The sequence below is a fragment of the Geodermatophilus sp. SYSU D00700 genome (assembly GCF_054050255.1).
In genome coordinates, this window is record NZ_JBJGZA010000005.1 from 38,810 (window position 1) to 64,261 (window position 25,452).

Sequence of the window (25,452 nt, forward strand, 5' to 3'; positions counted from 1 at the left end):
CCGGTCGCGCTCGGTGAGCGGTCAGCCCGCGCTGCACCACTCCCCCGGCGTGTGCGCGCCGTGGGCCACCCGCAGGTCGACGCCGTCGTCCCCGGGACGCAGGTGCGGCGAGGGGCGCCAGTCGTGCCGGGGCGCGGCCGGCCGGGCCGCGGCGTGCGCGGCCAGGGCGGCGGGAAGCAGCCGCATCCGGGCGGCGAGCCACTCGTCGTCCCAGGGGCCGTCCTCGAGCACCGAGGCGGCGGGGCGGAACTCCAGGTAGACCGTGCGCCGCAGCGGCGAGCCGGCGGTGGGCGGCGAGCCGTGCACCACCATGTCGTCGTGGACGAGGACGTCCCCGGGCGCCATCGGCACCTCGACCGCAGCGGGCACGTCCCAGCCGTGGGCGTCGCGCAGCCCGCAGGCGTCGGTGCGCGCCCGCTGCGAACCGGGCACCACCCGCAGCGCGCCCTGCCCGGGCAGCGCGGCGTCGAGGTAGACGTCGACGTTGAACAGCCGGTGCCGCCGGGCGTGCACGGCGTCCTGGTGCCACGGCACGGGCGCGCCGGCGCCCTCGGCCTTGACCACGAGCGACTCGTAGGTGGGCACCAGGTCCGGCCCGGCCAGCGACTCGGCGATGCCGAGCACCTCCGGGCTGCCGAGCAGCTCCAGCGAGGCGTCCTCGCCCTTGTCGTGCAGGTAGTCGACCCGCCACAGCACGCCGCCGGTGAACAGGTGGTCCCCGGTGGGCGGCATCGACGTCCACCGGTCGGCGGCGGCGCGCAGCCGGGCGAGCAGGTCGGCGGGGATGCGGTCGCGCAGGACGAGGAACCCCTCGGCGTCGAACCGGGCGACCTGGGCGGGGGTCAGGGACAACGGCGTCATGCCCCCGATGCTCGGCCGGGCCGGCGCGGGAGACTCCCAGCATGGACGGCGGTGCTTCCCGGATCCGCGCCGGGTCCCCGGCCGAGCCCCTGCTCGCCGGCCCGGTGCACGAGGAGCACGGCCTGGCCTGCCGGCTGAGCACCCGGCCGGTGATGCGCCGCGCGCACCGGCACGACGACGTCGAGCTCGCGCTGGCCGTGGGCGGGTGGGTCGAGCACGAGCACGCGGGCCGGCGGGTGCGGGTGCCCGACGGGACGCTGGTCGTGGCGTGGGGGGCGCTGCCCCACCGGGTGAGCGCCGCCGGGGACGGCGCGGCGGTCCGCTGGCTCACCGTGCCGCTGGCCGATGCGCTGGAGTGGGACGTGGAGGGCCGGCTGACCGCGGCGCTGCTGCGCGGCGAGCGGCGGGTGCTGCCCGGCCGGTCCGACGACGCCGCGCGCTTCGCCGGCTGGGCGGCCGACCTGGCCGGCGGCGTCCCGGCCGAGGCCCGCGCGGCCCGGCTGGAGGTGCGCGCGCTGCTGGAGCGGCTGTCGGTGCTCGACCCGGATCCGGACCCGGCGCAGGACGAGGGCCCGGCGGAGGACGAGGGCCCGGCGGAGGACGAGGGCCCCGCCCCTGACCGGCACGCGCGGCGGGTGGCGCAGATGGCCGCCTTCGTCGCGGCGCGGTTCCGCGAGCCGATCGGCGTCGCCGAGGTCGCCGCCGCCGCGCACCTGCACCCGGCCACGGCGACCGCCGCCTTCCGCACGGTCACCGGCACCACCCCGGCCGCGTTCCTGCTGCGCTGCCGGCTCGCCGAGGCCCGGCGGCTGCTGCTGGTCACCACGGCCGACGTCGACGCCGTCGCCCGGCGGGCCGGCTTCGGCTCCACGAGCAGCTTCTACGCCGCCTTCACCCGCGAGGTCGGCGAGCCGCCGGCGGCCTGGCGGCGGCGCCGGCTGGCGCGCCGGGAACTTGTCTGAGCCGCAACGGCAGCAGCAGGAGCTTGCCCGTGGTCCGCCGCGCCTCCAGGTCCTCGTGCGCGCGCCGGGCCTCGCTCAGCGGGTGACGGCCGCCGATGCGCACGTCGAGCCGGCCGGAGGCGACCAGGTCCAGGACGGCGCCGACCCGCTCCCGGAGCAGATGCGGGGTGCGGGTGTAGGTCCCCAGCGTCGGCCGCTGGACGTACAGCGACCCGTGCGCCGCCAGCTGCTGCAGCGGCAGCGGCTCGGGCTGCCCGCTCGCGGCGCCGAAGAGGACCATCCGGCCGGTGGGCCGCAGCGCGGTCAGCCCCGCGGCGAACGTCGCCCTCCCGACGCCGTCGTAGACCACCGCCGCGCCCTCGCCGCCGGAGAGCTCGCGCACCCGCTCGGGGAACCCCGCGTAGCCCACGACGACGTCGTCGGCCCCGGCCCCCCGCGCCAGCACGGCCTTGTCCTCGGTCGACACCGTGGCCAGCACGTGCCCGCCCCGGGCGCGCACCAGCTGCGTAAGCAGGAGCCCGACGCCGCCGGCCGCGCTGTGCACGACCGCCCAGTCGCCCTCGGACACCGGGTAGGAGTCGGCGGCCAGGTACTGGGCGGTGCAGCCCTGCAGCACCACGGCGGCGGCCAGCTCGGCGGGCACGCCGTCGGGTACCGGGACCAGCCTGTCCCTCGGCGCGGCCACGCGGGTCGCGTAGCTGCCCGGGACGTCGAGCCAGGCCACCCGCTCGCCGGTGCCGGCCACGGTGCCGGCCCCCTCCGCGCCCACGACCGCCGGCAGGCGGCCCCCGTAGGGCGGGCGCCCCTCCCGCTCGTAGACGTCGCGGAAGTTCACGCCCACGGCCTCGACGTCGACGAGGACCTGCCCCTCCCCCGGCTCGGGGTCGGGGAGGTCGCGGACCTGCAGCACCTCGGGCCCACCGGTGCGTTCGACGACCACCGCCTGCACGGTGCCTCCCGTCATCGATCCGGTCGTGTCACCGGGATGGTCCTCCCCGGGGGCCCGACAGTGTGATCTGCGACGGGAACACGACTCCGCGCCTTCGCGAGTGGAATGGCCGGTAGGTGGTAACGCTTGTCGTCTGCAACCACAGTCCAGACGGGGCGCTGCCGCGCGCCCAGGGGGAAGTCCGTGACCGTCACCCACGACCGCAGCACCACCGTGCCCGCGGAGGTCCAGACGCCGCACCGCGCGGTGCTGGTGCTCGTCCTCGGCGCCTTCGTCGCCGTCGGCGCGTTCACCATCGACATGTACCTGCCGGCGCTGCCGGCCATCGCCACCGACCTGCGCACCAGCTCGCCGATGGTCCAGCTGACCCTGACCGGCACGCTGGCCGGGCTGGCGATCGGGCAGCTCGTGATCGGGCCGCTCGCCGACGCGCTGGGCCGCCGCCGTCCGATGCTGGCGGGGACCGCGCTGCACGTGGTGGCCTCGCTGCTGGTCCTCGTCGCGCCGACCGTCGAGGTGCTCGGGGTGCTGCGGGTCCTGCAGGGCGTGGGCAGCGCCGCCGGTGGGGTGGTCGCCATGGCGATCGTGCGGGACCTGTTCGAGGGCCGGGCGGCCGCCGCCATGCTGTCGCGGCTGTTCCTCGTCATGGGCGCCGCCCCGGTGCTCGCCCCGACGATCGGCGGCGAGCTGCTGCGGATCACCTCGTGGCGCGGGGTGTTCGTCGTCCTCGCGGGTTACGGGCTGCTCCTGCTCGTCGTCGGCGCGCTCGTCGTCCCGGAGACCCTGCCGCCGGCCCGCCGCGTGACCGGCGGCGTCGCCGGGGTCCTGCGCACCTACCGGGGGCTGCTCCGGGACCGGGTGTACGTGGGGCTGGTGGTGGTGGCCGGGCTGACCATGGCCGGGCTGTTCAGCTACGTCTCCGGGTCCTCCTTCGTCTACCAGCGGCAGTTCGGCCTCGACGAGCAGCAGTTCGGGATGCTGTTCGGCGCGGGCGCCTTCTGGCTGATCGGCGCGACCCAGCTCAACCCGGTCCTGCTGCGCCGGTGGTCGCCGGCGCAGCTCCTGTCCGCCGCGATGTCGGCCGGTGCGGTCGCCGCGCTGGTGCTGCTGGCGCTGGCGGTCACCGGGACCGGCGGGCTCGCCGGCGTGGTCGTCCCGCTGTGGGCCGTGCTCGCCGCCATCGGGCTGGCGCTGCCCAACGCCCCGGCGCTCGCGCTGGCCGCGCACGGCGAGACCGCGGGCTCCGCGGCCGCCCTGCTGGGCGCGGTCCAGTTCGGCATCGGCGCCGCGGTCTCCCCGCTCGTCGGCCTGCTCGGCAACGACGCCACGGCGATGGCGCTCACCATGGTGGGCGGCCTGGTCCTGGCCATCGGGGTGCTCGGCGTCGTCGTCCGGCCGTGGCGGCTGACCGAGCTGGGCGACTCCCCGGCGGTCGCCGTCGCCCACTGAGCGGCGGCCCGGCCGCGCGCACGAGCGCGGCCGGGTGGCCGGGACGACGACACGGCGATGACTCCGGCCCGGCGGGGCGGTCTGAGTACCCGAGGACCCCGTTCCGTCCCTCCCGAGAGGACCGCCGCCATGGCCGAGACCGACCGCACCGACCAGGCCGGCGGGCCCCGGGCCCCCGAGCCCCACCCGCGGCTGCGCGACCTCGACGTGCTCGTGGGCACGTGGCGGCTGGAGGGCAGCGACCTCGACGGCAGCGGCGCGTTCACCGGCACGGTGACGCGACGCTGGCTCGAGGGCGGCCACTTCCTCGTGCAGCAGATGCGGATCGACGGCGACGAGCGCGAGGGCGCCGAGTACATCGGCTACGACCACGCGCAGGAGACGCTGCGGTCGATGTTCTTCAGCAACGAGGGGCCCGGCCCGTACTGCTCCTTCGCGCTCGAGTACTCCTGGCAGATTGAGGGCGACGACCTCACCGTCTGGCACGGGGCCAAGGACTCCCCCGCCCGCTTCCACGGCACCATCGACCGCGCCGCCGGCACCGTCGACGGCCGCTGGGAGTGGCCCGGCGGCGGTTACCGGGCCACGGAGATCCGCGTCGACGACGGCGGGTGAGCGGCCGGTCCGGCGCCGCGGGGTCGGGCCGGCGAGGTCAGGCCGGGGACGGGCGGCGCTTCTCCTGCCGCGTCCGGCTCTCCGGCGCCTTCCGCGGACCGGGCGTGCCCGCCGCAGCCGAGCCCTCGGCCGCCGGCGCGCGGTCCTGCTCCGACCGCGCCTCGTCGGACCCGTCCTGCGGCGGTGCCGCGGTAGCCCGGCCGGGGACGGCCCACTTCAGCTCCAGCTCCAGCTCGATCTCGTCGCCGTCGACCTCCACCTCGAGCTCGCAGCGGAGCCGGTCGGCCACCGTCAGCTCCAGGGTGGTGTCGCCCAGCTCGACGGTGACCTCGCCGTCGTCGGACCCCAGCCCCTCCGCCAGCGCCGCCAGGAAGCGGGCGATCTCCGGACGGCTCAGCGTCCGTTCCTGCTCGATCTTCACGTCCGACACGGGCTCCTCCGTTCCTCCGCGCACGCCGCGCGCCGCGGCGCCGAGGGTCCCGCGCCCGGCGCCCGGCGACCTCATCCCCGCCGGGTGAGGCCGCCGGCGCACCCGCCCGGCACGGTCGCGCCATGAGGACAGGTGCAGCCGGACGCCGAGCAGCCGGGTCCACGACCCCCACCCGCCACGCCCGCCGGGGAGGTGGCAGCGCCGTGCTCAACCGGACCGCGGTCGCCCTCGACGACGGCGCGGTGCGGGCCGCGGCCCCGCCCGCCCGGCCCACCCCGCAGGAACGGAAGGCCGCGGGCAAGGCGCTGCGCGCCGGCGCACCCCTGGCCGCGCTCGCCGAGTCCCCCCGGGCCACGCGCACCCGCGACCCCCTCACCCTGCTCGTGGAGCAGGCCGCCGACCGGGTGCCCGAGCTGGTGCCGATCCGCTACGGGCGGATGCTGCAGTCCCCGTTCGCCTACTACCGCGGCGCCGCCCGGGTCATGGCCGCCGACCAGGCCGGGGCGTCGCGGTCGGGCCTGACCGTGCAGATGTGCGGCGACGCGCACGCGGCCAACTTCGGCCTGTACGGCTCACCGGAGCGCCGGCTGGTGTTCGACACCAACGACTTCGACGAGACCCTGCCGGGCCCGTTCGAGCACGACGTCCAGCGGCTGGTCGCCAGCCTGGAGCTCGCCGGCCGGGAGAACGGCCTGTCGCGCAAGCAGCGGCGGGCGGTCACCGTCGCCGCCGGCGCGCGGTACCGGACGGCGATGGCGGAGTTCGCGGCGCAGCGGGACATCGAGGTCTGGTACGCCGGCCTCGACGCCGAGGCGTTGCAGCGCGACCTGATCCCGCAGCTCGGGCCGGGCGCGCGCAAGCGGCTGGCCCGCGCGCTCGAGCGGGCGCGGACCCGCGACAGCCTCCAGGCCTTCGGCAAGCTCACCGAGCTGGTCGACGGCCGGCTGCGGATCAAGGCCGAGCCCCCGCTGCTGGTGCCGCTGCGCGACCTCCTGCCCGGGGCGGAGGGCCCGGACCCGGCCCGCGCCTTCCACGGCCTGATCCGGCTGTACCGGAGCACGCTGCAGGTCGACCGCCGCACCCTGCTGGAGCGGTACGCGTTCGTCGACATGGCCCGCAAGGTCGTCGGGGTGGGCAGCGTGGGCACCCGCTGCTGGGTGGTCCTGCTCGTCGGGCGCGACGACGACGACCCGCTGCTGCTCCAGGTCAAGGAGGCCGGCCCGTCGGTGCACGCCGAGTTCGTCGGGCCCAGCCAGTACACCCACCAGGGCGAGCGGGTGGTGGCCGGCCAGCACCTGATGCAACAGGCCAGCGACGTCTTCCTCGGCTGGGAGCGCACCGCCGGCGTCGACGGCGTCGAGCGGGACTTCTACCTCCGGCAGCTGCGGGATTGGAAGGGGTCGGTCGAGCTCGGCGACCTGCGCCCCGAGGGGCTGCAGATCCTCGGCTCGGTCTGCGCCTGGTGCCTGGCCCGGGCGCACGCCCGGACCGGCGACCGCATCGCGATCGCCGGCTACCTGGGCTCCTCGCCGGCGTTCGAGCACGCGCTCGCCGACTACGCGGAGGCGTGCGCCGACGTCACCGAGGGCGACCACCGGCAGCTGGCCGAGGCCGCCGCCGCGGGCCGGGTGCCCGTGCAGCGCGACGTCTGAGCGGGCCCCGCCCCGCCGCGCGCCCCGCCGGCCACATCGTCCGGACGGGAGGAGGCCCGGCGGCCCCGGTCTGCCGACGCTGGACGCCGCCGGTCCCCACCTCAGGAGGAGCCATGACCCAGACCACCCCCGACGCCACCCTCGACGGCCTCGCCCGCGGCGACGCCCCGGTGCTCGAGACCGTCCTCGCCATGAACCTGGACGCGCTCGACCGCTCCGGGCTGGACGCCGACACCTACCTGCTCGTCCGCCTGGCCGTGCTCGTCGCCATGGACGCCCCGCCCGCCTCCTACGCGGTCACCCTCGGCATGGCCGCGGACACCGACGTGACGGTCGAGCAGGCCCAGGCGGTCCTGGTCGCCATCGCCCCGCTGGTGGGGACCCCGCGGATCACCGCCGCGGCCGGCAACATCCTGCGCGCCATCGCGGGCGCGGAGGCCCTGGCCGAGGCCATCCCCGAGCAGCGCACGTCCTGACCCCGCACCGCGGGCGCCGATCCGGGATCGGAGGACACGGATGACCAGGACCGGCGCCCGCGCCGGCGCGGCCACGGCGACGGCAGGCGTGATCGTCCTGCCGCTCGCCCTCGCGCAGTTCATCGCCAGCTACGCCGCGTCGAACATGAACGTGGCGATCAGCACGATCGCCGACGACCTCGACACCGACGTCGCGGGGATCCAGACCACCATCACGCTGTTCACGCTGACGATGGCGGCGCTGATGATCCCCGGCAGCAAGCTCACCGACATCTGGGGCCGCAAGCGCTGCTTCGTCCTCGGCCTGCTGGTGTACGGCGCCGGCGCCCTGCTGGCCGCCCTCGCGCCGGGGCTGGCCGTGCTGACCGTCGGCTACTCCCTGCTGGAGGGGATCGGGTCGGCGCTGCTCATCCCGCCGATCTACATCCTCATCACCGTCGTGTTCGACGACGTGAAGACGCGCGCCAAGTGGTTCGGCGTGGTCAGCGGCGCCGCGGGGCTGGGCGCGGCCGCCGGGCCGCTGATCGGTGGCCTGATCACCAGCTACGTGAGCTGGCGGGCGTCGTTCGTCCTGCAGGCCGCGGTCGTGGGCGCGATCGTGCTGCTCGCCCGCCGGATCGACGACCCGCCGCTGCCGGCGCAGCGCCCGCGGTTCGACCTGCTCGGCGCCGTGCTGTCCGCCGCCGGTCTGTTCTTCGTCGTCTTCGGGATCCTGCAGACGGGCACCCAGGGCTGGACCTCGTCCCGGGTGTGGATCCTGGTCGCCCTCGGCGGCCTGTTCCTGGCCGTCTTCTTCCTCTACACGCAGACCCGAGAGCGGCACGGCCGGACGCCGCTGGTCTCGCCCTCGCTGTTCCGCAACCGCACCTCCAACCTCGGGCTGACCACCCAGACCGTGCAGTGGCTGGTCATGCAGGGGGCGTTCTTCGTCATCTCGGTGTTCCTGCAGCAAGAGCGGGGCTACTCGGCCGTCCAGACCGGACTGATGCTGCTGCCGGCCACGATCGGCATCCTGCTGTCCGCCGGCGCCGCGCAGCGGATGGCCAGCCGGCACCCGCAGCGACTGCTGATCCGGGCCGGCTTCACGCTCACCGTCGTCGGCCTGGCGCTGCTGCTGGCGCTGGTCCGCCAGGACTCCGCGGTCTGGACCTTCTGGCCCGGGCTGTTCCTCATGGGCTTCGGGGTGGGGGCGATGCTCACCGCGTCGGTGAACGTGGTGCAGTCGGCCTGGCCGGAGTCGGTGCAGGGCGACATCTCCGGCGTTTCGCGCAGCGTCTCCAACCTCGGGTCCTCGCTCGGTGTCGCGATCGCCGGGTCGGTGCTCGTGGGGGCGACCGCCGGGGGCAACCCCCCGTTCCTCACCGCGATCGTGGTGGTCGGCGGGTTCGCCGTCGTCGGGTGGCTGGCCGCCTTCCTCCTCCCCCACACGCCACGCCGGAGCCCTCCGCCGTCGGCCTGAGGACCGTTGTCCGGAGCGCTGCCGAGGAGGAGGCTCGGGCGCGCGGCGATGCCGCAGGGGCGTCGCCGCCGTCCGAGAGGAGGGCGGCATGTACGCCCGATCCACCACCATCCGCGGCAACCCCGGATCGCTCGACGACGCCATCGCCTACATGCGCGACGAGGTCTGGCCGGCCGTGCAGGACATGGACGGCTGCGTCGGCCTGTCGATGCTGTGCGATCGCGAGACCGGCCGGTGCATCGCGACGTCGGCCTGGGAGGACCGGCAGGCGATGGACGCCAGCGCCGAGCGCGTCGCCCCGATGCGCCGGCACCTGGTGGACCGCTTCGGCGCGGGTGAGGACCTCGAGGTGCGCGAGTGGGAGATCGCCGTCCTCCACCGCGCGCACACCGCCGGGGACGGCGCGTGCGCCCGGATCACCTGGAGCCACGGCGACCCGGCCAGGGCCGACCAGCTGCTGGACATGTACCGCACCAGCCTGATGCCGCGGATCCAGGAGACGCCCGGCTTCTGCAGCCTCAGCATGATGATCGACCGGGAGACCGGTCACGCCGTCGGCACCGTGGTCTTCGACGGCCGCGCCCACCTCGAGGAGTCCCGGGAACAGGCCCGCATGCTGCGCGAGGAGGGCGTCGCGATCATGGGCATCGACATCCTCGACGTCGCCGAGATGGACCTCGTCCTGGCCCACCTCCGGGTACCCGAGACCGTCTGAGGCCGGCCCGGTCAGGGGCCGCTCGGGATCCCCGGGATGGCACCGGCGGGCGGAGGGGGACGCCGCTGCGCCCGCCGGTCACCTGCTCCAGCGCATGCCCAGCAGCACGGTGTCGTCCCCTCCGCCGTCGGCGGTGAGCGTCCGCATCAGGTCGTCGAGCGCCTCCGGCAGCGGCTGCCCGTCGAGGCCCGCGGCGGCGGCCCGCAGCCGGTCCAGGCCGGTGTCGATGACCTCGCCGCGGCGCTCGACGAGCCCGTCGGTGAAGGCGAGCAGCGTGCCGGTGGCCGGCACCCGGACCTCGGTGACCGGGGCCGGCGCCGGGGCGTCCACGCCGACCGGCGGGGTGACGGGCACCGCCAGGGAGCAGGCCCCGCCCCCGGTGACCAGCACGGGCGGGAAGTGCCCGGCGCAGGCCAGTCGCAGCCGTCCGGTGGCGGTGTCGAGCTCGCCGAGGAGCAGAGTGGCGAAGCGGTGGTCGGTGCTGACGTCGAGCAGCCGCCGCAGCCTGGCCAGCACCACGGTGACGTCGTCGCCCTGGGCCAGGTAGGCGCGGACCGCGAACCGCAGCTCGGCCATCGTGGTGGCCGCCGGCAGCCCGCTGCCGGAGATGTCGCCGACGACGAACACGCAGCAGCCGGGCCCGCGGGCGACGACGTCGTACCAGTCCCCGCCGACCTCGAGCTCGTCACCGCGGGCCTCGTAGCGGGCGGCGACCTCCAGCCCCTCCAGGACCGGGACCTCGGGCAGCAGCGCGTGCTGCAGGGTGCTCGCGATGCCGCGCTGCTGGCGGTAGAGCCGCTCGTTCTCGGCCGCCAGCCGCTCCGCCTCGCCGCGGCGCCGCAGGACCGCCGCGGCGGTCCGGGCCGCCGCGGCGGCGAGCGCGACGCCGACGCCGGTCACGATCCACGGCAGCGCGGAGGAGAGCGCGCCGGTCAGGCTCCCCGGGGAGGCGCCGACGACGGTGATCGCGGTGTCCCCGAACGCCACCGTGCTCCGGGCGGTCTCGCCGCGGATCGGCACCGGCCCGGTGGAGTACAGCAGCTGGTCGGCATTGGTGCCGCGCCCGAGGTGGACGGCGAAGTCCAGGCCGCCGAAGGCCTCGTCGGGCGGCACCTCGACGCGCCGGTCCGGTGGCAGGACCGACTCGGCGTAGACCACCAGGCCGGCGGTGTCCCCCGCCGGGCGCAGCGCGTACCCGAGCCGGTCCGGGTCACCGGGCAGGATGCCCCGCACCGCCAGCGTCCCGTCGGCGGGGGCGCCGGCGAGGAACGCGGCGAACCCGTCCCCGCCGGGACCGGCCGGCTCGGCTCCCTGCACCGCCAGCCGCTCGGCCCCTCCGCCGCCGGGGGCGCGCCACAGCGACAGCGACACCAGGTCCGCGCCGGAGACGCGGGCGGCAGCGAACCGCTCGAACGCGCCGGGATCGCCGCCGGTGGCGGTGGCGACCTGCCCGGCGTCGGCCAGCCGGGTGGTCAGCACCGCGACCTGGGTGGTCAGCACCGTGCCGGCCTGGGCGACCTCCCGCTCGAGGAGGTCCCGCTCGGCGCGGGCGTTGACCTGGCCGGCCAGCACCGCGAGCACCGCCGTGACCGCGAGGACCACGACGGCGACGAGGCCGGCGACCCGGCGCGGCGTCCCGGCGGTCACGGGGGTGCCGGCAGGACGACGCCGACGCGGCGCGTGCGGGCGGGCTGGGGCATGCGGGCCTCCCTCAACACGCACGCCACCGACTGCTCGAGGGCGCTCCGCACGGGATCGACGTGGCCGACCGCGTCCCGTCCCTGGACCGCGACAGTGGGGGATGCTAGTCAGCCGCGGCGGCCGGGGACACCGGCTCGCCGCTCCCCCGGCCGCGGAGGCGAGCGGCCCGAGACCCCGCGACGGGCGGGCGGGCGGCCACACTGGCGCCGTGGACGACGAGGACCTGAGACTGCTGGTGTACCGCTCGTTCGCCGACACCGGCGCGGCACCCGGTCCCGACCGGCTGGCGGAGGAGCTGGCCGTCGCGCCGGAGGACGTGCGGGCCGGCCTCCGGCGGTTGGCCGCGGCCCGGCACCTCGTCCTCGACGACGGGGACCGGGTGGTCATGGCCCATCCCTTCGCGGCCGTCCCGCTCGGGTTCGCCGTGATGGGGAGCCGCACCCTGTGGTGGGGCGGCTGCGCGTGGGACTCCTTCGCGCTGCCGCACCTGCTGCCCGACCAGGCGCCGGTCCTCGTGTCCACCCGCTGCCCGGGCTGCTCGCGGGCGCACGCCTGGGACGTCGGCCGGGACGCGCCCCCGGACGGGGACCAGGTGGCCCACTTCCTCGTCCCGGCCGCCCGCATCTGGGACGACGTCGTCCACACGTGCTCCCACCAGCGGCTGTTCTGCTCACCGGGCTGCGTGGACACCTGGCTGGCGCGGACCGGGGAGCCCCGCGGCTACACGATGGACCTCGCCACGCTGTGGCGGCTGGCCGCGCACTGGTACGACGGGCGCCTCGACCGCGGCTACCGGCGCCGGGACCCGGCGACCTCGGCCGAGTACCTGCGGAGCGTGGGACTGGCCGGCTCCTTCTGGGGGCTGTGACCCCACGCCGGCGGGCGGCGTCCGAGCGGGGTCAGTCCCCGCCGTCGTCGCCGCCGACGGCACCGTCCCCGCCGCCGGCGGGGGGTGCGACGCCGGCGTCCGGGTGCTCGGCGACCGTCCGCTCGAGCGGGACGGGCTCCGGCAGGGTCGTGTAGTCGACGTCGGCGGCGTACCGCCCGACGCGGGGCCCCGGCTCGGTCACGACGACCACCTCCTGACCGCAGTGTGCCCCCGGACCGGGCGCCCGGGGCTCTCGCCGACCGGCGGGGATGACCGACGCGGGCCGCCCGACCCGCCGCGCCGCCCCGGATGCCGGGATGATGGCCGGGTGCTGGTCACCGAGGACCGCGGCGACGTCACCGTCCTGCGCATCGAGCACGGCCGGGTCGGCGCCCTGGACGTGGAGCTGCTGGACGCCCTCACCGCGGCCGTCACCGGGTCCGACCGGGCGCTGGTGGTCACCGGCACCGGCTCCTCGTTCTCCGCCGGGGTGGACCTGCGCCGGATCCTCGACGGCGGCCGTCCCTACACCGAGGAGCTGCTGACGGCGCTCTCGCGCACGTTCCGCGCCGTGTTCGACCACCCGCGACCCACGGTCGCCGCGGTCAACGGGCACGCCATCGCCGGCGGCTGCGTGCTGGCCCTCGCCTGCGACCTGCGGCTGGTGTCGGGCGGGCGGATGGGGCTGACCGAGCTGGCGGTCGGCGTCCCCTTCCCGGCCGCCGCGCTGGAGATCGCCCGGCACGCGCTCGGGCCCCGCGCCGGCCGGGTGCTGCTCGGCGCGCAGGCCGTCGACCCGGAGCAGGCGCTGGCCCTGGGGATGGTCGACGAGATCACCGCGCCCGGCGAGCTGCTGCCGCGGGCGCTCGCGCTGGCCGCCGAGCTGGCCGCCCGGTCACCGGAGTCCTACCGGCTGACCAAGACAGCCCTCCACCGCCCCGCCGACGCGGCGATCGCGGCGACCACCGCGGGCGACACGGCCGTCGTCGCCGGGTGGACCTCCGACGACACCCGGCAGCGGATCGACGCCGCGCTCGCGGCGCTGGCCCGCCGCTAGGACACCGGCAGAGCCCGGCGGCGCGGCCTCACCCGGGCCGCGGACCGGAACCGACCACCCGGACCTCCGCGGCGGTGCTCCGGTCGGCGTCGGGCCGATCGCCTGGCCGATCGCCTGGCCGATCGCTCCGCGGCACGACGAGGACGGGGGCCGGCGCGTCCCGGACGAGGGCGTCGGTCACGCTCCCCAGCAGCCGCGTCGACAGGTCCCGTCCGCGCGCGCCGACGACCAGCACGTCGACGGCCCGCCGCCGGGCCAGGCGGCGCAGCGCCTCGGGCGGGACCCCGGCGAGCACCTCCACCTCGACGGGTGCGCCGGTCACCCGCGAGGCCGCGGCCAGGAGGCGCCGACCCGCGGCGGTGACCTGGTCGCCCGCCGGCCGGGACAGTGCCTCGTGGGGCAGGACCTCCGCGAGCAGCAGCCGGCCACCGGCCGGCACCAGCCGGGAGGCCGCGTCCACGGCGGCGGTCGACTCCGGCGAGCCGTCCACCCCGACCAGCACGACGGGTCCGCCGGCGCGGCCCGGGCGCCCCGAGCGCGGCGGTCGGGCGTCGTCCCGGCGGCGGTCCCGGGCGAGGACCTCCAGGGCGATGGGCACGGCCAGCGGACCGAGGCCCAGGGTGACCAGGAGCCATGCCGGGTCGTGCCCGTGCCGGGCCATGCGCCATCCGGTGAGCGCGCCGGTCAGGATCCAGACGGCGACCGCCACCGCGGTACCGGTGCTCGTCATCGCAGGTCTCCTCCCTCCGTGGCGGGGACGGCCGACCGCTCGGGCCGGCCGGTGGACGTCCCCGCGTCCGGGCGCCGTCGGGTGAGTGCCGCCGCACCCCACACGGCCACCGATCCGGCCGCGGCGACACCGGCCACGACGGCCCAGGCCGGCGCGGTCGGCCAGGCGGTGCCGAGCAGGTCGGTGACCCCGGGGGCCGCGCTGACGAGCAGTTGCAGCGCGAGCACGGCGGCGACGCCGACGAGCAGCCAGCGGTTGGCCGACCAGGCCGCACGTGGCAGCGGTGCGTGCAGCGACCGGCAGGTGAAGAGGTAGGCGACCTCGACGAGGACGAAGGCGTTCATGGCGGCGGTGCGGGCCCGGGCGTCGTCGTCGCCGACCGCGGCGGCGGCACCGAAGGCGGCGAACGCGACGGCGGTGAGCAGCAGCCCGACGACGAGAACGCGGAGGGCCATGCGCCGGTCGAGGACGGGCGAGCCCGGTCGCCGGGGTGGGCGGGCCATGATCCCCGGCTCCTCGGGCTCCACGGCGAGGACCAGCCCCAGTCCGACCGCGGTCACCAGGTTGACCCACAGGATCTGGACCGCGGTCAGCGGCAGGGTGACGCCGGCGAGGACGGCCGCGACGACCACCAGGGCCTGCCCGACGTTGGTCGGCAGGGCGAAGACGAGGAACTTGACGACGTTGTCGAAGACACCTCGGCCCTCCTCGACGGCGGCCTCGATGGTGGTGAAGTCGTCGTCGGTGAGGACCAGGTCGGCGGCCTGCTTGGCGGCCTCGGTGCCCCCGCGTCCCATGGCCACCCCGATGTCGGCCTGGCGCAGGGCCGGGGCGTCGTTGACCCCGTCACCGGTCATCGCGACGACCTCGCCACGACGTTGCAGCGCCCGGACCAGGCGCAGCTTCTGCTCCGGGGTCACCCGGGCGAAGACGGACGTGTCCGCGACCGCCCGGTCCAGCCCGCCGTCGTCGAGGCGGTCCAGGTCGGCGCCGCTCAGGGCCCGGAGCGGACCGCCGCCGGGCGCGCGGATCCCGACCTGCCGGGCGATCGCAGTGGCGGTCACGGCGTGGTCGCCGGTGATCACCGCGACGGCGATCCCGGCGTCCTGGCAGGCCGCGACCGCCGCGGGCACCGCCGGGTGCGGCGGGTCCTCCGAGGCGACCAGCCCGAGCAGTTCCAGGTCCCGGACGTCCTCCTCGCCGAGGCCCTGCCGGGCCGGCAGGCGCCCCCGGGCGACCGCGAGCACCCGCATGCCCTCGGCCGAGAGCCTCTCGGCCTGCCGTACCCACTCCTCGGCTCCCGCTCCGGCCGCCCGGGTCCGGTGCAGCAACCGGTCCAGGCCGCCCTTCACGACGACGACGTCGCCACCGTCGCCGGCCGCGTACCGGACGGCCATCCAGCCGAGCGCGCTGTCGAAGGGGACGACCGCCGTGCGGGGCCGGGCGGCGCGCAGCGCCGCGGGGTCGGTGCCGGCCTTGGCGGCGGCCACGAGCAGGGCGGTCTCGGTGGGGTCCCCCACCGTCTCCCAGCCCTCGCCGGTCGGCACCAGGTGGGCGTCGGAGGCCAGGACGGCGGCCTCGAGCGTGTCCCGGGTCGCCGCCAGTGCCTCGGCGGACCCGGCGACCACCTCCCCGGTGGGCGCGTCCCCGGGGCCGGTGACCTCGGCACGGCCGAGGGCGGTGACCACCCGGCGGACGGTCATGCGGTTCTGGGTGAGGGTCCCGGTCTTGTCCGTGCAGATCACCGTCGTACTGCCCAGCGTCTCGACCGTCGGCAGCCTGCGGGTCACCGCGCCCCGCCGGGCCATCCGGGCGACGCCGATCGCCATCGTCACCGTCAGCGCGGCCGGCAGTCCCTCGGGGATCGCGGCGACGGCGACGGCGGCGGCGTCGACGATCGAGGTCCCCGGACCGTGACCCCGGAGGAACCCCACCCCCGCGGTGACCGCGGCGACGGCGACCACGATCCCGGTGAGCCGGCGTCCGAACCCGTTGACCGCCGCCATCAGCGGGGTGTCCAGGCGGTCCGCGGACTCGGTCAGGCGGGCGATCGCCCCGAGCTCGGTCCGGCCGCCGGTCGCCACCACCACGCCGCGGCCGGTCCCGGCGACGACCAGCGTGCCGGCGTAGGCCGCACTGGAGCGCTCGGCCAGGGGCGCGTCGGCGTCCGCCACAGCGGCCCCCTTGCGGGCGGCTTCGGGCTCGCCGGTGAGCGCGGACTCGTCGAGGGCCAGCGCGTCGGTCCGGAGCAGGCGGAGGTCGGCCGGTACCCGGTCGCCGGCGACCAGCTCCACGAGGTCCCCGACGACGACGTCGGCGGCCGGCACCCGGTGCGCCGCGCCGTCGCGCACGACGGTCGCCTCGGGCTGCACCAGGTCGGCCAGCGCCGACAGCGCCTGCTCGGCCCGCCCCTCCTGCACGAACCCGACCACCGCGTTGGCCAGGACCACCACCACGATGACGGCGGCGTCGACCGGGTCGCCGGCGACCAGCGCCAGGCCGGCCGCCGCGAGCAGGACCAGGACCAGCGGATCGGACACCTGGGCCAGGAAGCGGCGCACCGGCCCCGGCCGCACCGGCTCGGGCAGCCAGTTGGGCCCGTCGCGGCGCAGCCGGGTACCCGCCTCGTCGGCGGTCAGCCCGGTGCCCGCCGGCGAGCCCAGCGCGGCCAGCACCTCGCCGGACGCCCGCGCCCAGGGCCGGTCGAGGACCTCCCCGCCCGGCGGGAGCAGTCCCGGCGCCGCGGTCACCGGAGGGCCTCCGCCGGCCGGTGCCCGGCCCACGCGTGTCGCTCGTCCCGCGCCTCGGCGGCCCAGGACAGGGCCGTGACCAGGTGCTCGGCGGTGTCGTACGGGCGGGCCTCCGCGTAGGGCCACCGCACCACCGGTCCCCGGCGGGACGGCTGGGCCAGCAGCCACGCCACCTGCTCGCCGATCTCCTCGGCCGTGCGCATGGACAGGTCCGAGCCCGGGGCGTCGGTGGTCAGCACGGGCGTGGTGACCTGCAGGACGGTGACCCGGGCGCCGCCCGAGGGCTGCTCGACCCCCAGCGCCCGTCCCAGCATCAGCTCGGCGGCCGCCGCGATGCTCATCGCGCCGAGCTCCGGCACGGTCGTGGTGGCGGCCGGGCTGTTGACCAGCAGGTACTGGCCGCCCGGGCCCGGCAGGCGGGGCAGGAACGTCCGCGCGGCGACGACGTGCAGCCGCACGATGCGGCCGACGGCCTCCTCCAGCTCGTCCACCGGGGTCTCCAGGAGGCGCCGGCCCCAGTACCACCCGGGCAGGGCGGCCACCACGTTGTCGATGCCGCCGTCGGTGCCGCCGTCGGTGCCGCCGTCGGTGCCGCCGTCAGTGCCGCCGGTGGCCGCCTGCACCGACCGGAACAGCGCGTCCGCACGGGCCTCGTCCTCCAGGCTGCCGGCGACCGTGGTCACCGTCCCGCCGCCGGCCGCGCCCCACGCCGGCGCCGTCGGCCGGGCGCGGTCGTGGGTGACCGCGACGACGTGGTGACCGGAGCGCAGCAGGGCGGTGACGACTCCCCGACCGACGTGTCCGGTGGCACCCAGGACGACGGTCACCGGGCGCGCGTCGCTCCCGGTCATCGGTCCGCCTCCTCGAGGAGGCCCGGACCGGCCGGGTCGGGGTCACGTCTGCGGCGGTCGACGACGCGCGTGCCGGGTGCGACGGGCACGGCGGTGGCCTCGGGGCTGATCGTCATGACGCTCGTCCTCGGGAGCGGGAACGGGATGGGGTGCTGCGCCCTCGAGCGTTCGCCCCACCGTCGGGGGCGGGAATGCCACCAAGGTGGAAGAGGCGGGCGGGATCCGCGATCCCCCCGGCGCCGGCGCTGCCGGGGGGTCGGCTACCGAGCGGCCGGCACCGTGGCGAGCAGGCGCACCAGCTCCGCCCGGCTGCGGCAGCCGGTCTTGCCGAAGACGCTGGTCAGGTGCTTCTTCACGGTGTCCACCGAGACGAACAGCGCGGCGGCGACCTCGGCGTTGGTCAGCCCCTCGCCGACCAGGCGGGCGACCTCGCGCTCGCGCGCGGACAGGCCGGCCAGCGGGTCGGCCGGCCCGCTGGGGAGGACCAGCACGCGCGCCAGCTGCCGCGCGAGCACGCGGGAGAGCGCGACGTCGTGGCGGTCGTAGGCGTGGTCGCGGGCGTCGAGGACCCCGATGATCGCCTCCGCGCCGTCGAGCCGGAGGCCCATCAGCACCTCGCTGCGCACCCGGTGGGCGCGCAGGAAACGGTCCAGGTAGTAGTCGACGACCTCGCCGTGGCGGAGGTCCAGCTCGTCGAGCGAGGCCGCACCACGGTCCCGGACGAGGACCCGGTTGCGGGGCAGGTTGAACACGTCGTAGGGCCAGTAGTGCTCCAGGAAGGGCGTGCCCATGCCGACCGCCCGGCCGCGGAGCACCGGCGCGCGGTCGTGGAAGGTCGTCCGCAGCGACGGTCCGGTGAAGAAGGTGGTGTGCCGCCACCCGAAGTGGCGGGCCAGCCCCTCGAGCACCTGCTCGCGCACGTCGACGCGCGCACCGGCGGAGGCGACGTCGTCCAGCAGCCGGTGCAGCCTGCGGTAGTCGGCCACCTCGAGGAGGTCGTACTCGTCCCCGAGCGGCCCGGTGCCGGTTCCCGCGGCGGTCAGTGTGCGCTCCACCGGTTGCGGTCCTCCTCGGCCGGGACCCGTGCTCGCGCCGGCCAGGTCGGGGGCTGCCCGGCACCGGACGGTGCCGCAGACCCCGGCCACCCGTCAGTCAACCGGCCGGGTGGCGCGGGGGTCCAATGCGCCCGCCCATAGCGGGCGCGCATGACCGGCGCTCACCGGGGAGGCGACCACCGTGGGGCACCCTCGGGGGGCGGGGTCGACGTCGGCGGAGCGGTCACCGTGAGGTCCCCGGGACCGTGAGGTGCCGCCCCCGGCCGGGGGCGGCACGCACGACCACGACCGGGCAGTGGGCGGCGTGCAGGACGGCGCCGGCGACCGAGCCCAGCAGCAGCTCCCGCAGCTCGCCGCGTCCCCGGGTGCCGACGACGAGCAGGTCCGCCCCGGCCGACGCGGCCGTCAGCACCCGCTCGGCGGGCCCGTGCACCGGCTGCCAGTGCACGTCCAGGCCCGCCACACCGGCGAGGGCAGGGGCACGCAGCCGCACCGTCTCCCGCCGCACCGCCTCCTCCCAGTCGGTGAGCGGGGGGACGTAGCCCGGCTCCCACGAGTCCGGGCGCGGCGCCGTGGTCAGCCCCCAGCACCGGACCACGTGCAGGGCCGTCCCGCGGCGGGCGGCGTCCTCGGCGGCCCACCGCACCGCTGCGGCCGAGACCGCGCTGCCGTCGTCGCCGACCACCACGCCGCCGTCGGGCAGGACGTGCTCGACGACGTCCCGGGTCGACTGCTCGAGAGGCTGTACCCCTGCCATCACCGGCTCCTCGTGACGTCCGTCCGCTCGCGGGTGGCGTCCGTCCGAGCGCGGGTCCGTGCCGGACCGCGACGGTGCCTGCCCGTGCGACCAGGGTCTCGGCGGCCGGCCCCGGCGCCCATGGCCCGAAGGTGGAGTTCCCGGACCCCGGGATCCAGGGGTCCCGCCGCGGGCGGTGGACGGCTCTCAGCCGGGCACCGGGTGGGCCGGCGCCCGGCCCTCCAGCACGGCCCGGGCGTCGCGCGCGGCGGTGTCGGCCATCCGCCGGCGGGTCTCGATCGTGGCGCTGCCGACGTGCGGGGCGAGGACGACGCGCTCCCGCAGCGCCAGCAGCCGCGGGTGCACCCGCGGCTCGTCCTCGAAGACGTCGAGCCCCGCGCCCCAGATCGCGCCGGCGGCCAGCGCGTCGGCCAGCGCCGCCTCGTCCACCAGCGGCCCCCGGGCGGTGTTGACCAGGATCGCCGACGGCCGCATGGCCGCCAGCTGGTCCCGGCCCACCACGTGGCGGGTCTCCGGCGTGAGCGGGGCGTGCAGGCTGAGCACGTCGGAGGAGCGCACGAGCGTGTCCAGGTCCACCCGGGTGGCCCCGAGCCGGTGCTCCTCCTCCGGCGGCAGCGGGGTCCGCGTCGTGTAGAGGACCCGCATGCCGAACCCGCGCGCGGCCCGGCGGGCGACGGCCGACCCGATCCTGCCCATCCCGAGCAGCCCGAGCGTCTTCCCGTACAGGTCCACGCCCATCACCGGCGGGGACAGCTCCCAGGCCCGCCAGCCGCCGGACCGGACGTGGGCGTCGGCCTCGGGGAGCCGCCGGGCCACCGCCAGCACCAGCGCGAGGGTGAGGTCGGCCGTCGTCTCGGTCAGCACGTCCGGGGTGTGGGTGACGGTGATCCCGAGCCGGCGGGCGACGGCGACGTCGACGTTGTCGTAGCCGACGGACACGGTGGACACGACCTCGAGCTGCGGGTTCGCCTCGAGCACCGGCCCGTCCAGCCGGTCGGTCAGCAGGCACAGGACCCCGTGGTGGCCGCGGAGGTGGGCCGCGAGCTCGCCGGGGGGCAGCGGCTCCCGGGCGTCGCGCACGACGACCTCGACCGAGCTCCCGCGGAAGGCCGCCGGGACGGTGTCGTCGAAGAGCCGCTGGGTGACCAGGAGCCGCTTCACCGGGCCCGCCTCAGCGCAGGACGAGGAGCAGGTCCCCGCCCTCGACCTGCGAGACGGCGCCGATCGCCAGCCGCTCCACGGTGCCGGTGACGGGGGCGGTGATGGCGGCCTCCATCTTCATCGCCTCGATGGTCGCCAGCGGCGCCCCGGCCTCGACGCGGTCGCCCTCGGCCACCGACAGCGTGACCACCCCGGCGAACGGCGCGGCGACCTGGCCGGGCACCGAGCGGTCGGCCTTCTCGGCGGCCCTGACCTGGGCGTCGACCGACCGGTCGCGCACGCTCACCGGGCGCAGCTGCCCGTTGAGCGTGCACACCACGGTGCGCACGCCGCGCTCGTCGGCGTCGGAGACGGCCTCGACACCCATGAGCAGGGTGACGCCGGGCTCGAGGTCGACGGCGTGCTCGTCGCCGGGCCGCAGGCCGTAGAGGAACTCCTTGGTCGGCAGCACCGACACGTCGCCGTACTGCTCGCGGTGGGCCTCGTACTCACGGGTGGGTGCGGGGAACAGCAGCCGGTTGAGCGCCTGCCGCGGCTGCCCGGCCAGCGCGCGGGCGTCGTCGTCGGACAGGTCGGCCGGCGGCTCGGCGGGCCGGCGGCCCTCCAGCGCGCGGGTGCGGAACGGCTCGGGCCAGCCACCGGGCGGGTCGCCGAGCTCGCCGCGCAGGAAGCCGATCACCGAGTCGGGCAGGTCGTACTTGCCGGGGTCGGAGCCGAAGTCGTCGACCGCGACGCCGGAGCCGACCAGCTGCAGGGCCAGGTCGCCGACCACCTTCGAACTCGGCGTGACCTTCACCAGCCGGCCCAGCAGCCGGTCGGCGGCGGCGTAGGCGTCCTCGACCTCCTCGAACCGCTGCCCCAGGCCCAGCGCGATCGCCTGCTGGCGCAGGTTGGACAGCTGCCCGCCGGGGATCTCGTGGGTGTACACCCGGCCGGTGGGCGAGGGCAGGCCGGACTCGAACGGCGCGTAGACCCGCCGCACGGCCTCCCAGTAGGGCTCCAGGTCGTTCACCGCGGCGAGCGAGAGACCGGTGGCCCGGTCGGTGGCGTCGGTGGCCGCGACGATCGCCGACAGCGGTGGCTGGCTGGTGGTCCCGGCCATCGAGGCGACCGCGCCGTCCACGGCGTCGACGCCGGCCTGCCACGCGGCGAGGAGCGTGGCCAGCTGCCCGCCGGCGGTGTCGTGGGTGTGCAGGTGCACCGGCAGGTCGAAGCGCTCGCGCAGGGCGGTGACCAGGGCCGCCGCGGCCGGTGGGCGCAGCAGCCCGGCCATGTCCTTGATGGCCAGCACGTGGGCGCCGGCGTCGACGATCTGCTCGGCCAGCCGCAGGTGGTAGTCCAGGGTGTACAGCGTCTCGCCGGGGTCGGAGAGGTCGCCGGTGTAGCACAGCGCGACCTCGGCCACCGCGGTGCCGGTCTCGCGGACGGCGTCGATCGCCGGGCGCATCTGGGACACGTCGTTGAGCGCGTCGAAGACCCGGAACACGTCGATGCCGGTGGCGGCGGCCTCGCGGACGAAGGCGTGGGTGACCGCCTCGGGGTAGGGCGTGTAGCCGACGGTGTTGCGGCCGCGCAGCAGCATCTGCAGGCACACGTTGGGCACCGCCTCGCGCAACGCGGCCAGCCGCTCCCACGGGTCCTCGTGCAGGAACCGCAGCGCGACGTCGTAGGTGGCCCCGCCCCAGCACTCCAGGCTGAGCAGCTGCGGGGCGGTGCGGGCCACGACCGGCGCCACGGCGAGCAGGTCCTTGGTGCGCACCCGGGTGGCCAGCAGCGACTGGTGCGCGTCGCGGAAGGTGGTGTCGGTGACCGCCACCGCGGTCTGCCTCCGCAGGTCGGCGGCGAAGCCCTCCGGTCCGAGCTGCCGCAGGCGCTGCCGGGAGCCGTCCGGCGGCGCGGTGCGCAGGTCCACCCGCGGCAGCTTGGTCACCGGGTCGACCAGGTGCGGCCGCTCGCCGTGGGGCTGGTTGACCGTGACGTCGGCGAGATAGGTCAGCAGCTTGGTGCCGCGGTCGGCCGAGGTGCGGGCGGTGAGCAGGTGCGGCCGCTGCTCGATGAACGACGTCGTCACCCGGCCGGCGGCGAAGTCGGGGTCGTCGAGCAGCGCGGCCAGGAACGGGATGTTGGTGGCCACCCCGCGGATGCGGAACTCCGCCACGGCGCGGCGGGCCCGGGCCACCGCGGTGCCGAAGTCCCGCCCGCGGCAGGTCAGCTTGACCAGCATCGAGTCGAAGTGGGCCGCCACCTCCGCGCCGAGCGACGCGCCGCCGTCGAGCCGGATGCCGGCGCCGCCCGGGGAGCGGTAGGTGGTGATCCGGCCGGTGTCGGGGCGGAAGCCGTTGGCGGGGTCCTCGGTGGTGATCCGGCACTGCAGCGCCGCCCCGCGCAGCCGGATCGTCTCCTGGCCCAGGCCGAGGTCGACGAGGGTCTCCCCCGCCGCGATCCGCAGCTGGGACTGCACCAGGTCGACGTCGGTCACCTCCTCGGTGACGGTGTGCTCGACCTGGATCCGCGGGTTCATCTCGATGAACACGTGCCGGCCCCCGCCGTCGAGCAGGAACTCCACCGTGCCGGCGTTGACGTAGCCGATCGCCCGGGCGAAGGCGACCGCGTCGGCGCAGATCCGCTCCCGCAGCTCCGGGTCCAGGTCCGGCGCCGGGGCCAGCTCGACCACCTTCTGGTGGCGGCGCTGCACCGAGCAGTCCCGCTCGAACAGGTGCACCACTCCCCCGGCGCCGTCGGCGAGCACCTGCACCTCGATGTGCCGCGGGTCGACCACCGCCTGCTCGAGGAACACCGTCGGGTCGCCGAACGCCGACTCCGCCTCCCGCATCGCCGCCTGCACCGCGGCGGGCAGCTCGGCCGGGTCGGCCACCCGCCGCATGCCGCGCCCGCCGCCGCCGGCCACCGCCTTGACGAACACCGGGAACGGCAGTTCCGCGGCCGCGGCCACCAGCGCGTCGACGTCGTCGGAGGGCTCGGTGGAGGCCAGCACCGGCAGCCCGGCCTCCCGCGCCGCGGCGATCGCACGGGCCTTGTTGCCGGTCAGCTCCAGCACCGACGCCGGCGGGCCGACGAAGGTGATCCCCGCGTTCGCGCACGCCTCGGCCAGCTCCGGGTTCTCCGACAGGAAGCCGTACCCGGGGTAGACCGCGTCGGCGCCGGCCCGCCGCGCCGCGGCGACGACGCCGTCGACGTCGAGGTAGGCCCGGACCGGGTGCCCCTCCTCGCCGATCTGGTAGCTCTCGTCGGCCTTGAGCCGGTGCACCGAGTTGCGGTCCTCCCAGGGGAAGACCGCGACCGTGCCGATGCCCAGCTCGTAGGCGGCGCGGAACGCCCGGACGGCGATCTCGCCCCGGTTGGCGACGAGGACCTTGGCGAACATCTCGACCTCCGCGAGCGCTGGTGGCGGCACGGCCGCCGGTGGTCCGAGCCTGGCCGGTGGTCGGCGGATGTGCGAGCCCTCGTCGACGTCGCAGGTCGCCCCGGTGACGGGCACGCCCGAGGCGCCTGCCACCCGCTGTGCCGGCTCGTCCCGGACTCTGCGGGCGCGATCGAGCCGGCGGTGCGCGGAAGCAGCCGACAGAGCGCCGTCAGGCGGCGGAGGCGGTGGCCCGGGGGACGGGCCTCGGGGTCAGCGCGGAGGTGCCGACGCCACCCCCTCGTCCTCACCCGCGGGAGGTGACCACGCCCGGGGGGCCGCCGGTGGCGCGGCCTGCTCCTCCCGTCCCGTGACGGCCCGCCCGAGGGCGATCACGAGCGCGACCTCGAGGACCAGGCCGAGCGCGGTGATCGCCAGCCAGGCCACGGTCCCCTCCTCCTGCGGTCACGGGCTCAGGACAGGGACTCCTCGATGTCCTGGCCGTGCACCAGCAGCCCGTAGATCACGAGCACGTCGAGCGCGGCGACGGCGATCGAGTACACGGGGTACACGCTCAGGTGGGCGAGCTGGGCGACGAGGTCGATCCCGGCCAGGACGGCCGTGGTCACCCGGACCGCCGGCGTCGGCCGCGTGACCAGCAGGACGCCGAGGGCGAACAGGCCCAGACCGAGGAGGTGCACCCAGCTCCAGACGGTGGAGTCCCAGACGAGCAGCTGCCCGTTGCCCGTCACGGCGTGGTGCTCGTCGTCGTGGACGGCGATGAGGCGGTCGATGACGTTGGCCGCGCCGCTGGCCATCGCCATCGCGCCGGCGAACCGGACCACGCCGACCCAGGCGGGGCTGGTGCGGGTGCCGACCGGGGCCGGCGGTGTGCCGGAGGTGCCGGTGTCCGTCCGGTGACCGGAGGAGAGCTGGTGGTCATGCGCCCATCGTCGGGACGCCGGCCGTTCCTGCCCCACCCTCGCGAGGGCGACCGGGGTGCCCGGGCCGGAGTCGCACGGCCCGGGCACCCCGGAGCCGGGAGCGGTCAGCTGCTCGGCGCGGCGGTGCGCTCCTCCTCCTCGGAGAAGACCTCGCGGAGCCGGTCCTCCTGCTCGTGGCTGAGGTTGGTCTCGACCAGGACCATCTGCTGGCCCTCGAAGGCGTCCCGCACCTTGTCCACGACCGCGTTGGACGAGAGGACGAACAGCGCCGAGGTCCCGGGCTGGATCTCGTCGCGCATCCGCTTGATGAAGGCGTCGTCGATCCCGACGTCGGACATGCTCCCGGCCAGCGCCCCCATCCCGGCGCCGATCGCCATGCCCAGCAACGGGATGAAGAAGATCAGGCCGAACAGCATCCCCCAGAAGGCACCGCCCAGGGCCCCGGCACCGGCCAGGTTGGCCAGCTGGCGCGTCTTCGGCTTCTTCGCCCCCTCGGGATAGGTGACGATCGCGGCGTCGTGGATCCGGATCAGCTCCTTGCGCTGGAGCTCCTTGAGCGTCTCCTCGGCCATCGCCGCGCCGTTCGCGGTGGGGAACTTCCAGACGGTCATGGTGGCCATCGGTCTCTCCTCGGGGTGTGCTCGGCCGG

Annotated in this window: 24 protein-coding genes; 9 read left to right on the plus strand and 15 right to left on the minus strand. The window is 76.6% G+C overall.

From position 1 onward, the window contains the following. Window positions 1–21: 21 nt before the first annotated feature. Window positions 22–861, minus strand: a complete 840-nt coding sequence (locus ACI79V_RS05820) for a phytanoyl-CoA dioxygenase family protein (RefSeq protein ID WP_456887477.1) — start codon at window positions 859–861, stop codon at window positions 22–24. 41 nt (window positions 862–902) lie between these two features. On the opposite strand from ACI79V_RS05820, the gene ACI79V_RS05825 reads away from it, so the two are divergent. Beyond that, window positions 903–1,823, plus strand: coding sequence for a helix-turn-helix domain-containing protein (locus ACI79V_RS05825; protein WP_456887478.1), 921 nt, complete (start codon window positions 903–905; stop codon window positions 1,821–1,823). Here ACI79V_RS05825 and ACI79V_RS05830 read toward each other — a convergent pair. Next, window positions 1,753–2,787: a quinone oxidoreductase family protein gene (locus ACI79V_RS05830; protein ID WP_456887479.1), complete on the minus strand. Its 1,035-nt coding sequence runs from the start codon at window positions 2,785–2,787 to the stop codon at window positions 1,753–1,755. The genes ACI79V_RS05825 and ACI79V_RS05830 overlap by 71 nt on opposite strands. A gap of 168 nt (window positions 2,788–2,955) precedes the next feature. Here ACI79V_RS05830 and ACI79V_RS05835 point away from each other — a divergent pair, with 168 nt between their 5' ends. Further along, window positions 2,956–4,221, plus strand: a complete 1,266-nt coding sequence (locus ACI79V_RS05835; protein ID WP_456887480.1) for a multidrug effflux MFS transporter — start codon at window positions 2,956–2,958, stop codon at window positions 4,219–4,221. Between the two features lie 129 nt (window positions 4,222–4,350). Beyond that, the gene (locus ACI79V_RS05840) at window positions 4,351–4,836 is read left to right on the plus strand and encodes a DUF1579 family protein (protein WP_456887481.1); all 486 of its coding nucleotides are present in this window, start codon (window positions 4,351–4,353) and stop codon (window positions 4,834–4,836) included. Between the two features lie 37 nt (window positions 4,837–4,873). Here ACI79V_RS05840 and ACI79V_RS05845 read toward each other — a convergent pair whose 3' ends face one another. Beyond that, window positions 4,874–5,266 carry an amphi-Trp domain-containing protein gene (locus ACI79V_RS05845; RefSeq protein WP_456887482.1) on the minus strand — a complete coding sequence of 131 codons (393 nt, stop codon included), beginning with the start codon at window positions 5,264–5,266 and terminating at the stop codon, window positions 4,874–4,876. Window positions 5,267–5,469: 203 nt separating this feature from the next. Here ACI79V_RS05845 and ACI79V_RS05850 point away from each other — a divergent pair, with 203 nt between their 5' ends. From ACI79V_RS05850 to ACI79V_RS05865, 4 genes are all read left to right on the plus strand, one after another. Next, on the plus strand, window positions 5,470–6,918 hold the full coding sequence (locus ACI79V_RS05850; protein WP_456887483.1) for a DUF2252 domain-containing protein: 1,449 nt from the start codon (window positions 5,470–5,472) through the stop codon (window positions 6,916–6,918). A 113-nt stretch (window positions 6,919–7,031) separates the two neighbouring features. Then, window positions 7,032–7,394, plus strand: coding sequence for a carboxymuconolactone decarboxylase family protein (locus ACI79V_RS05855; protein WP_456876843.1), 363 nt, complete (start codon window positions 7,032–7,034; stop codon window positions 7,392–7,394). Between the two features lie 40 nt (window positions 7,395–7,434). Further along, a complete protein-coding gene (locus tag ACI79V_RS05860) occupies window positions 7,435–8,853 on the plus strand; it encodes an MFS transporter (protein ID WP_456887484.1) in 1,419 nt (472 codons plus the stop codon). A gap of 88 nt (window positions 8,854–8,941) precedes the next feature. After that, a complete protein-coding gene (locus ACI79V_RS05865) occupies window positions 8,942–9,568 on the plus strand; it encodes an antibiotic biosynthesis monooxygenase (protein WP_456876845.1) in 627 nt (208 codons plus the stop codon). Window positions 9,569–9,646: 78 nt separating this feature from the next. On the opposite strand, the gene ACI79V_RS05870 is transcribed toward ACI79V_RS05865, so the two are convergent. Further along, window positions 9,647–11,215 carry a PP2C family protein-serine/threonine phosphatase gene (locus ACI79V_RS05870; RefSeq protein ID WP_456887485.1) on the minus strand — a complete coding sequence of 523 codons (1,569 nt, stop codon included), beginning with the start codon at window positions 11,213–11,215 and terminating at the stop codon, window positions 9,647–9,649. A 262-nt stretch (window positions 11,216–11,477) separates the two neighbouring features. On the opposite strand from ACI79V_RS05870, the gene merB reads away from it, so the two are divergent. Beyond that, window positions 11,478–12,137: an organomercurial lyase gene (merB, locus tag ACI79V_RS05875; RefSeq protein ID WP_456887486.1), complete on the plus strand. Its 660-nt coding sequence runs from the start codon at window positions 11,478–11,480 to the stop codon at window positions 12,135–12,137. Between the two features lie 31 nt (window positions 12,138–12,168). Here the strand turns inward: merB and ACI79V_RS05880 are convergent, their stop codons facing one another. Then, a complete protein-coding gene (locus ACI79V_RS05880; protein ID WP_456887487.1) occupies window positions 12,169–12,339 on the minus strand; it encodes a hypothetical protein in 171 nt (56 codons plus the stop codon). 126 nt (window positions 12,340–12,465) lie between these two features. Between ACI79V_RS05880 and ACI79V_RS05885 the strand changes: the two genes are divergently transcribed. Next, window positions 12,466–13,194 carry an enoyl-CoA hydratase/isomerase family protein gene (locus ACI79V_RS05885; protein ID WP_456887488.1) on the plus strand — a complete coding sequence of 243 codons (729 nt, stop codon included), beginning with the start codon at window positions 12,466–12,468 and terminating at the stop codon, window positions 13,192–13,194. 28 nt (window positions 13,195–13,222) lie between these two features. On the opposite strand, the gene ACI79V_RS05890 is transcribed toward ACI79V_RS05885, so the two are convergent. The 10 genes from ACI79V_RS05890 to ACI79V_RS05935 all read right to left on the minus strand — a co-directional run bounded on the left by ACI79V_RS05890 (window position 13,223) and on the right by ACI79V_RS05935 (window position 25,423). Next, complete coding sequence (locus tag ACI79V_RS05890; RefSeq protein WP_456887489.1) at window positions 13,223–13,924, minus strand: universal stress protein; 702 nt, start codon at window positions 13,922–13,924, stop codon at window positions 13,223–13,225. After that, window positions 13,921–16,674, minus strand: a complete 2,754-nt coding sequence (locus ACI79V_RS05895; RefSeq protein WP_456887490.1) for a cation-translocating P-type ATPase — start codon at window positions 16,672–16,674, stop codon at window positions 13,921–13,923. Before ACI79V_RS05895 ends, ACI79V_RS05890 begins: the two co-directional genes overlap by 4 nt. Continuing rightward, window positions 16,671–17,525: an NmrA family NAD(P)-binding protein gene (locus ACI79V_RS05900; RefSeq protein ID WP_456887491.1), complete on the minus strand. Its 855-nt coding sequence runs from the start codon at window positions 17,523–17,525 to the stop codon at window positions 16,671–16,673. Before ACI79V_RS05900 ends, ACI79V_RS05895 begins: the two co-directional genes overlap by 4 nt. A gap of 260 nt (window positions 17,526–17,785) precedes the next feature. Further along, window positions 17,786–18,580, minus strand: coding sequence for a helix-turn-helix transcriptional regulator (locus ACI79V_RS05905; protein WP_456887492.1), 795 nt, complete (start codon window positions 18,578–18,580; stop codon window positions 17,786–17,788). Between the two features lie 223 nt (window positions 18,581–18,803). Continuing rightward, on the minus strand, window positions 18,804–19,337 hold the full coding sequence (locus tag ACI79V_RS05910) for a universal stress protein (protein ID WP_456887493.1): 534 nt from the start codon (window positions 19,335–19,337) through the stop codon (window positions 18,804–18,806). A 186-nt stretch (window positions 19,338–19,523) separates the two neighbouring features. Next, on the minus strand, window positions 19,524–20,498 hold the full coding sequence (locus ACI79V_RS05915) for a 2-hydroxyacid dehydrogenase (RefSeq protein ID WP_456887494.1): 975 nt from the start codon (window positions 20,496–20,498) through the stop codon (window positions 19,524–19,526). Between the two features lie 10 nt (window positions 20,499–20,508). Further along, window positions 20,509–23,997 carry a pyruvate carboxylase gene (locus ACI79V_RS05920; protein WP_456887495.1) on the minus strand — a complete coding sequence of 1,163 codons (3,489 nt, stop codon included), beginning with the start codon at window positions 23,995–23,997 and terminating at the stop codon, window positions 20,509–20,511. A 135-nt stretch (window positions 23,998–24,132) separates the two neighbouring features. Beyond that, complete coding sequence (locus ACI79V_RS05925; RefSeq protein WP_456887496.1) at window positions 24,133–24,306, minus strand: hypothetical protein; 174 nt, start codon at window positions 24,304–24,306, stop codon at window positions 24,133–24,135. Window positions 24,307–24,332: 26 nt separating this feature from the next. After that, on the minus strand, window positions 24,333–24,704 hold the full coding sequence (locus ACI79V_RS05930; protein ID WP_456887497.1) for a DUF7144 family membrane protein: 372 nt from the start codon (window positions 24,702–24,704) through the stop codon (window positions 24,333–24,335). A 203-nt stretch (window positions 24,705–24,907) separates the two neighbouring features. After that, the gene (locus ACI79V_RS05935) at window positions 24,908–25,423 is read right to left on the minus strand and encodes a DUF1269 domain-containing protein (protein ID WP_456877703.1); all 516 of its coding nucleotides are present in this window, start codon (window positions 25,421–25,423) and stop codon (window positions 24,908–24,910) included. Between the last annotated feature and the right edge of the window lie 29 nt (window positions 25,424–25,452).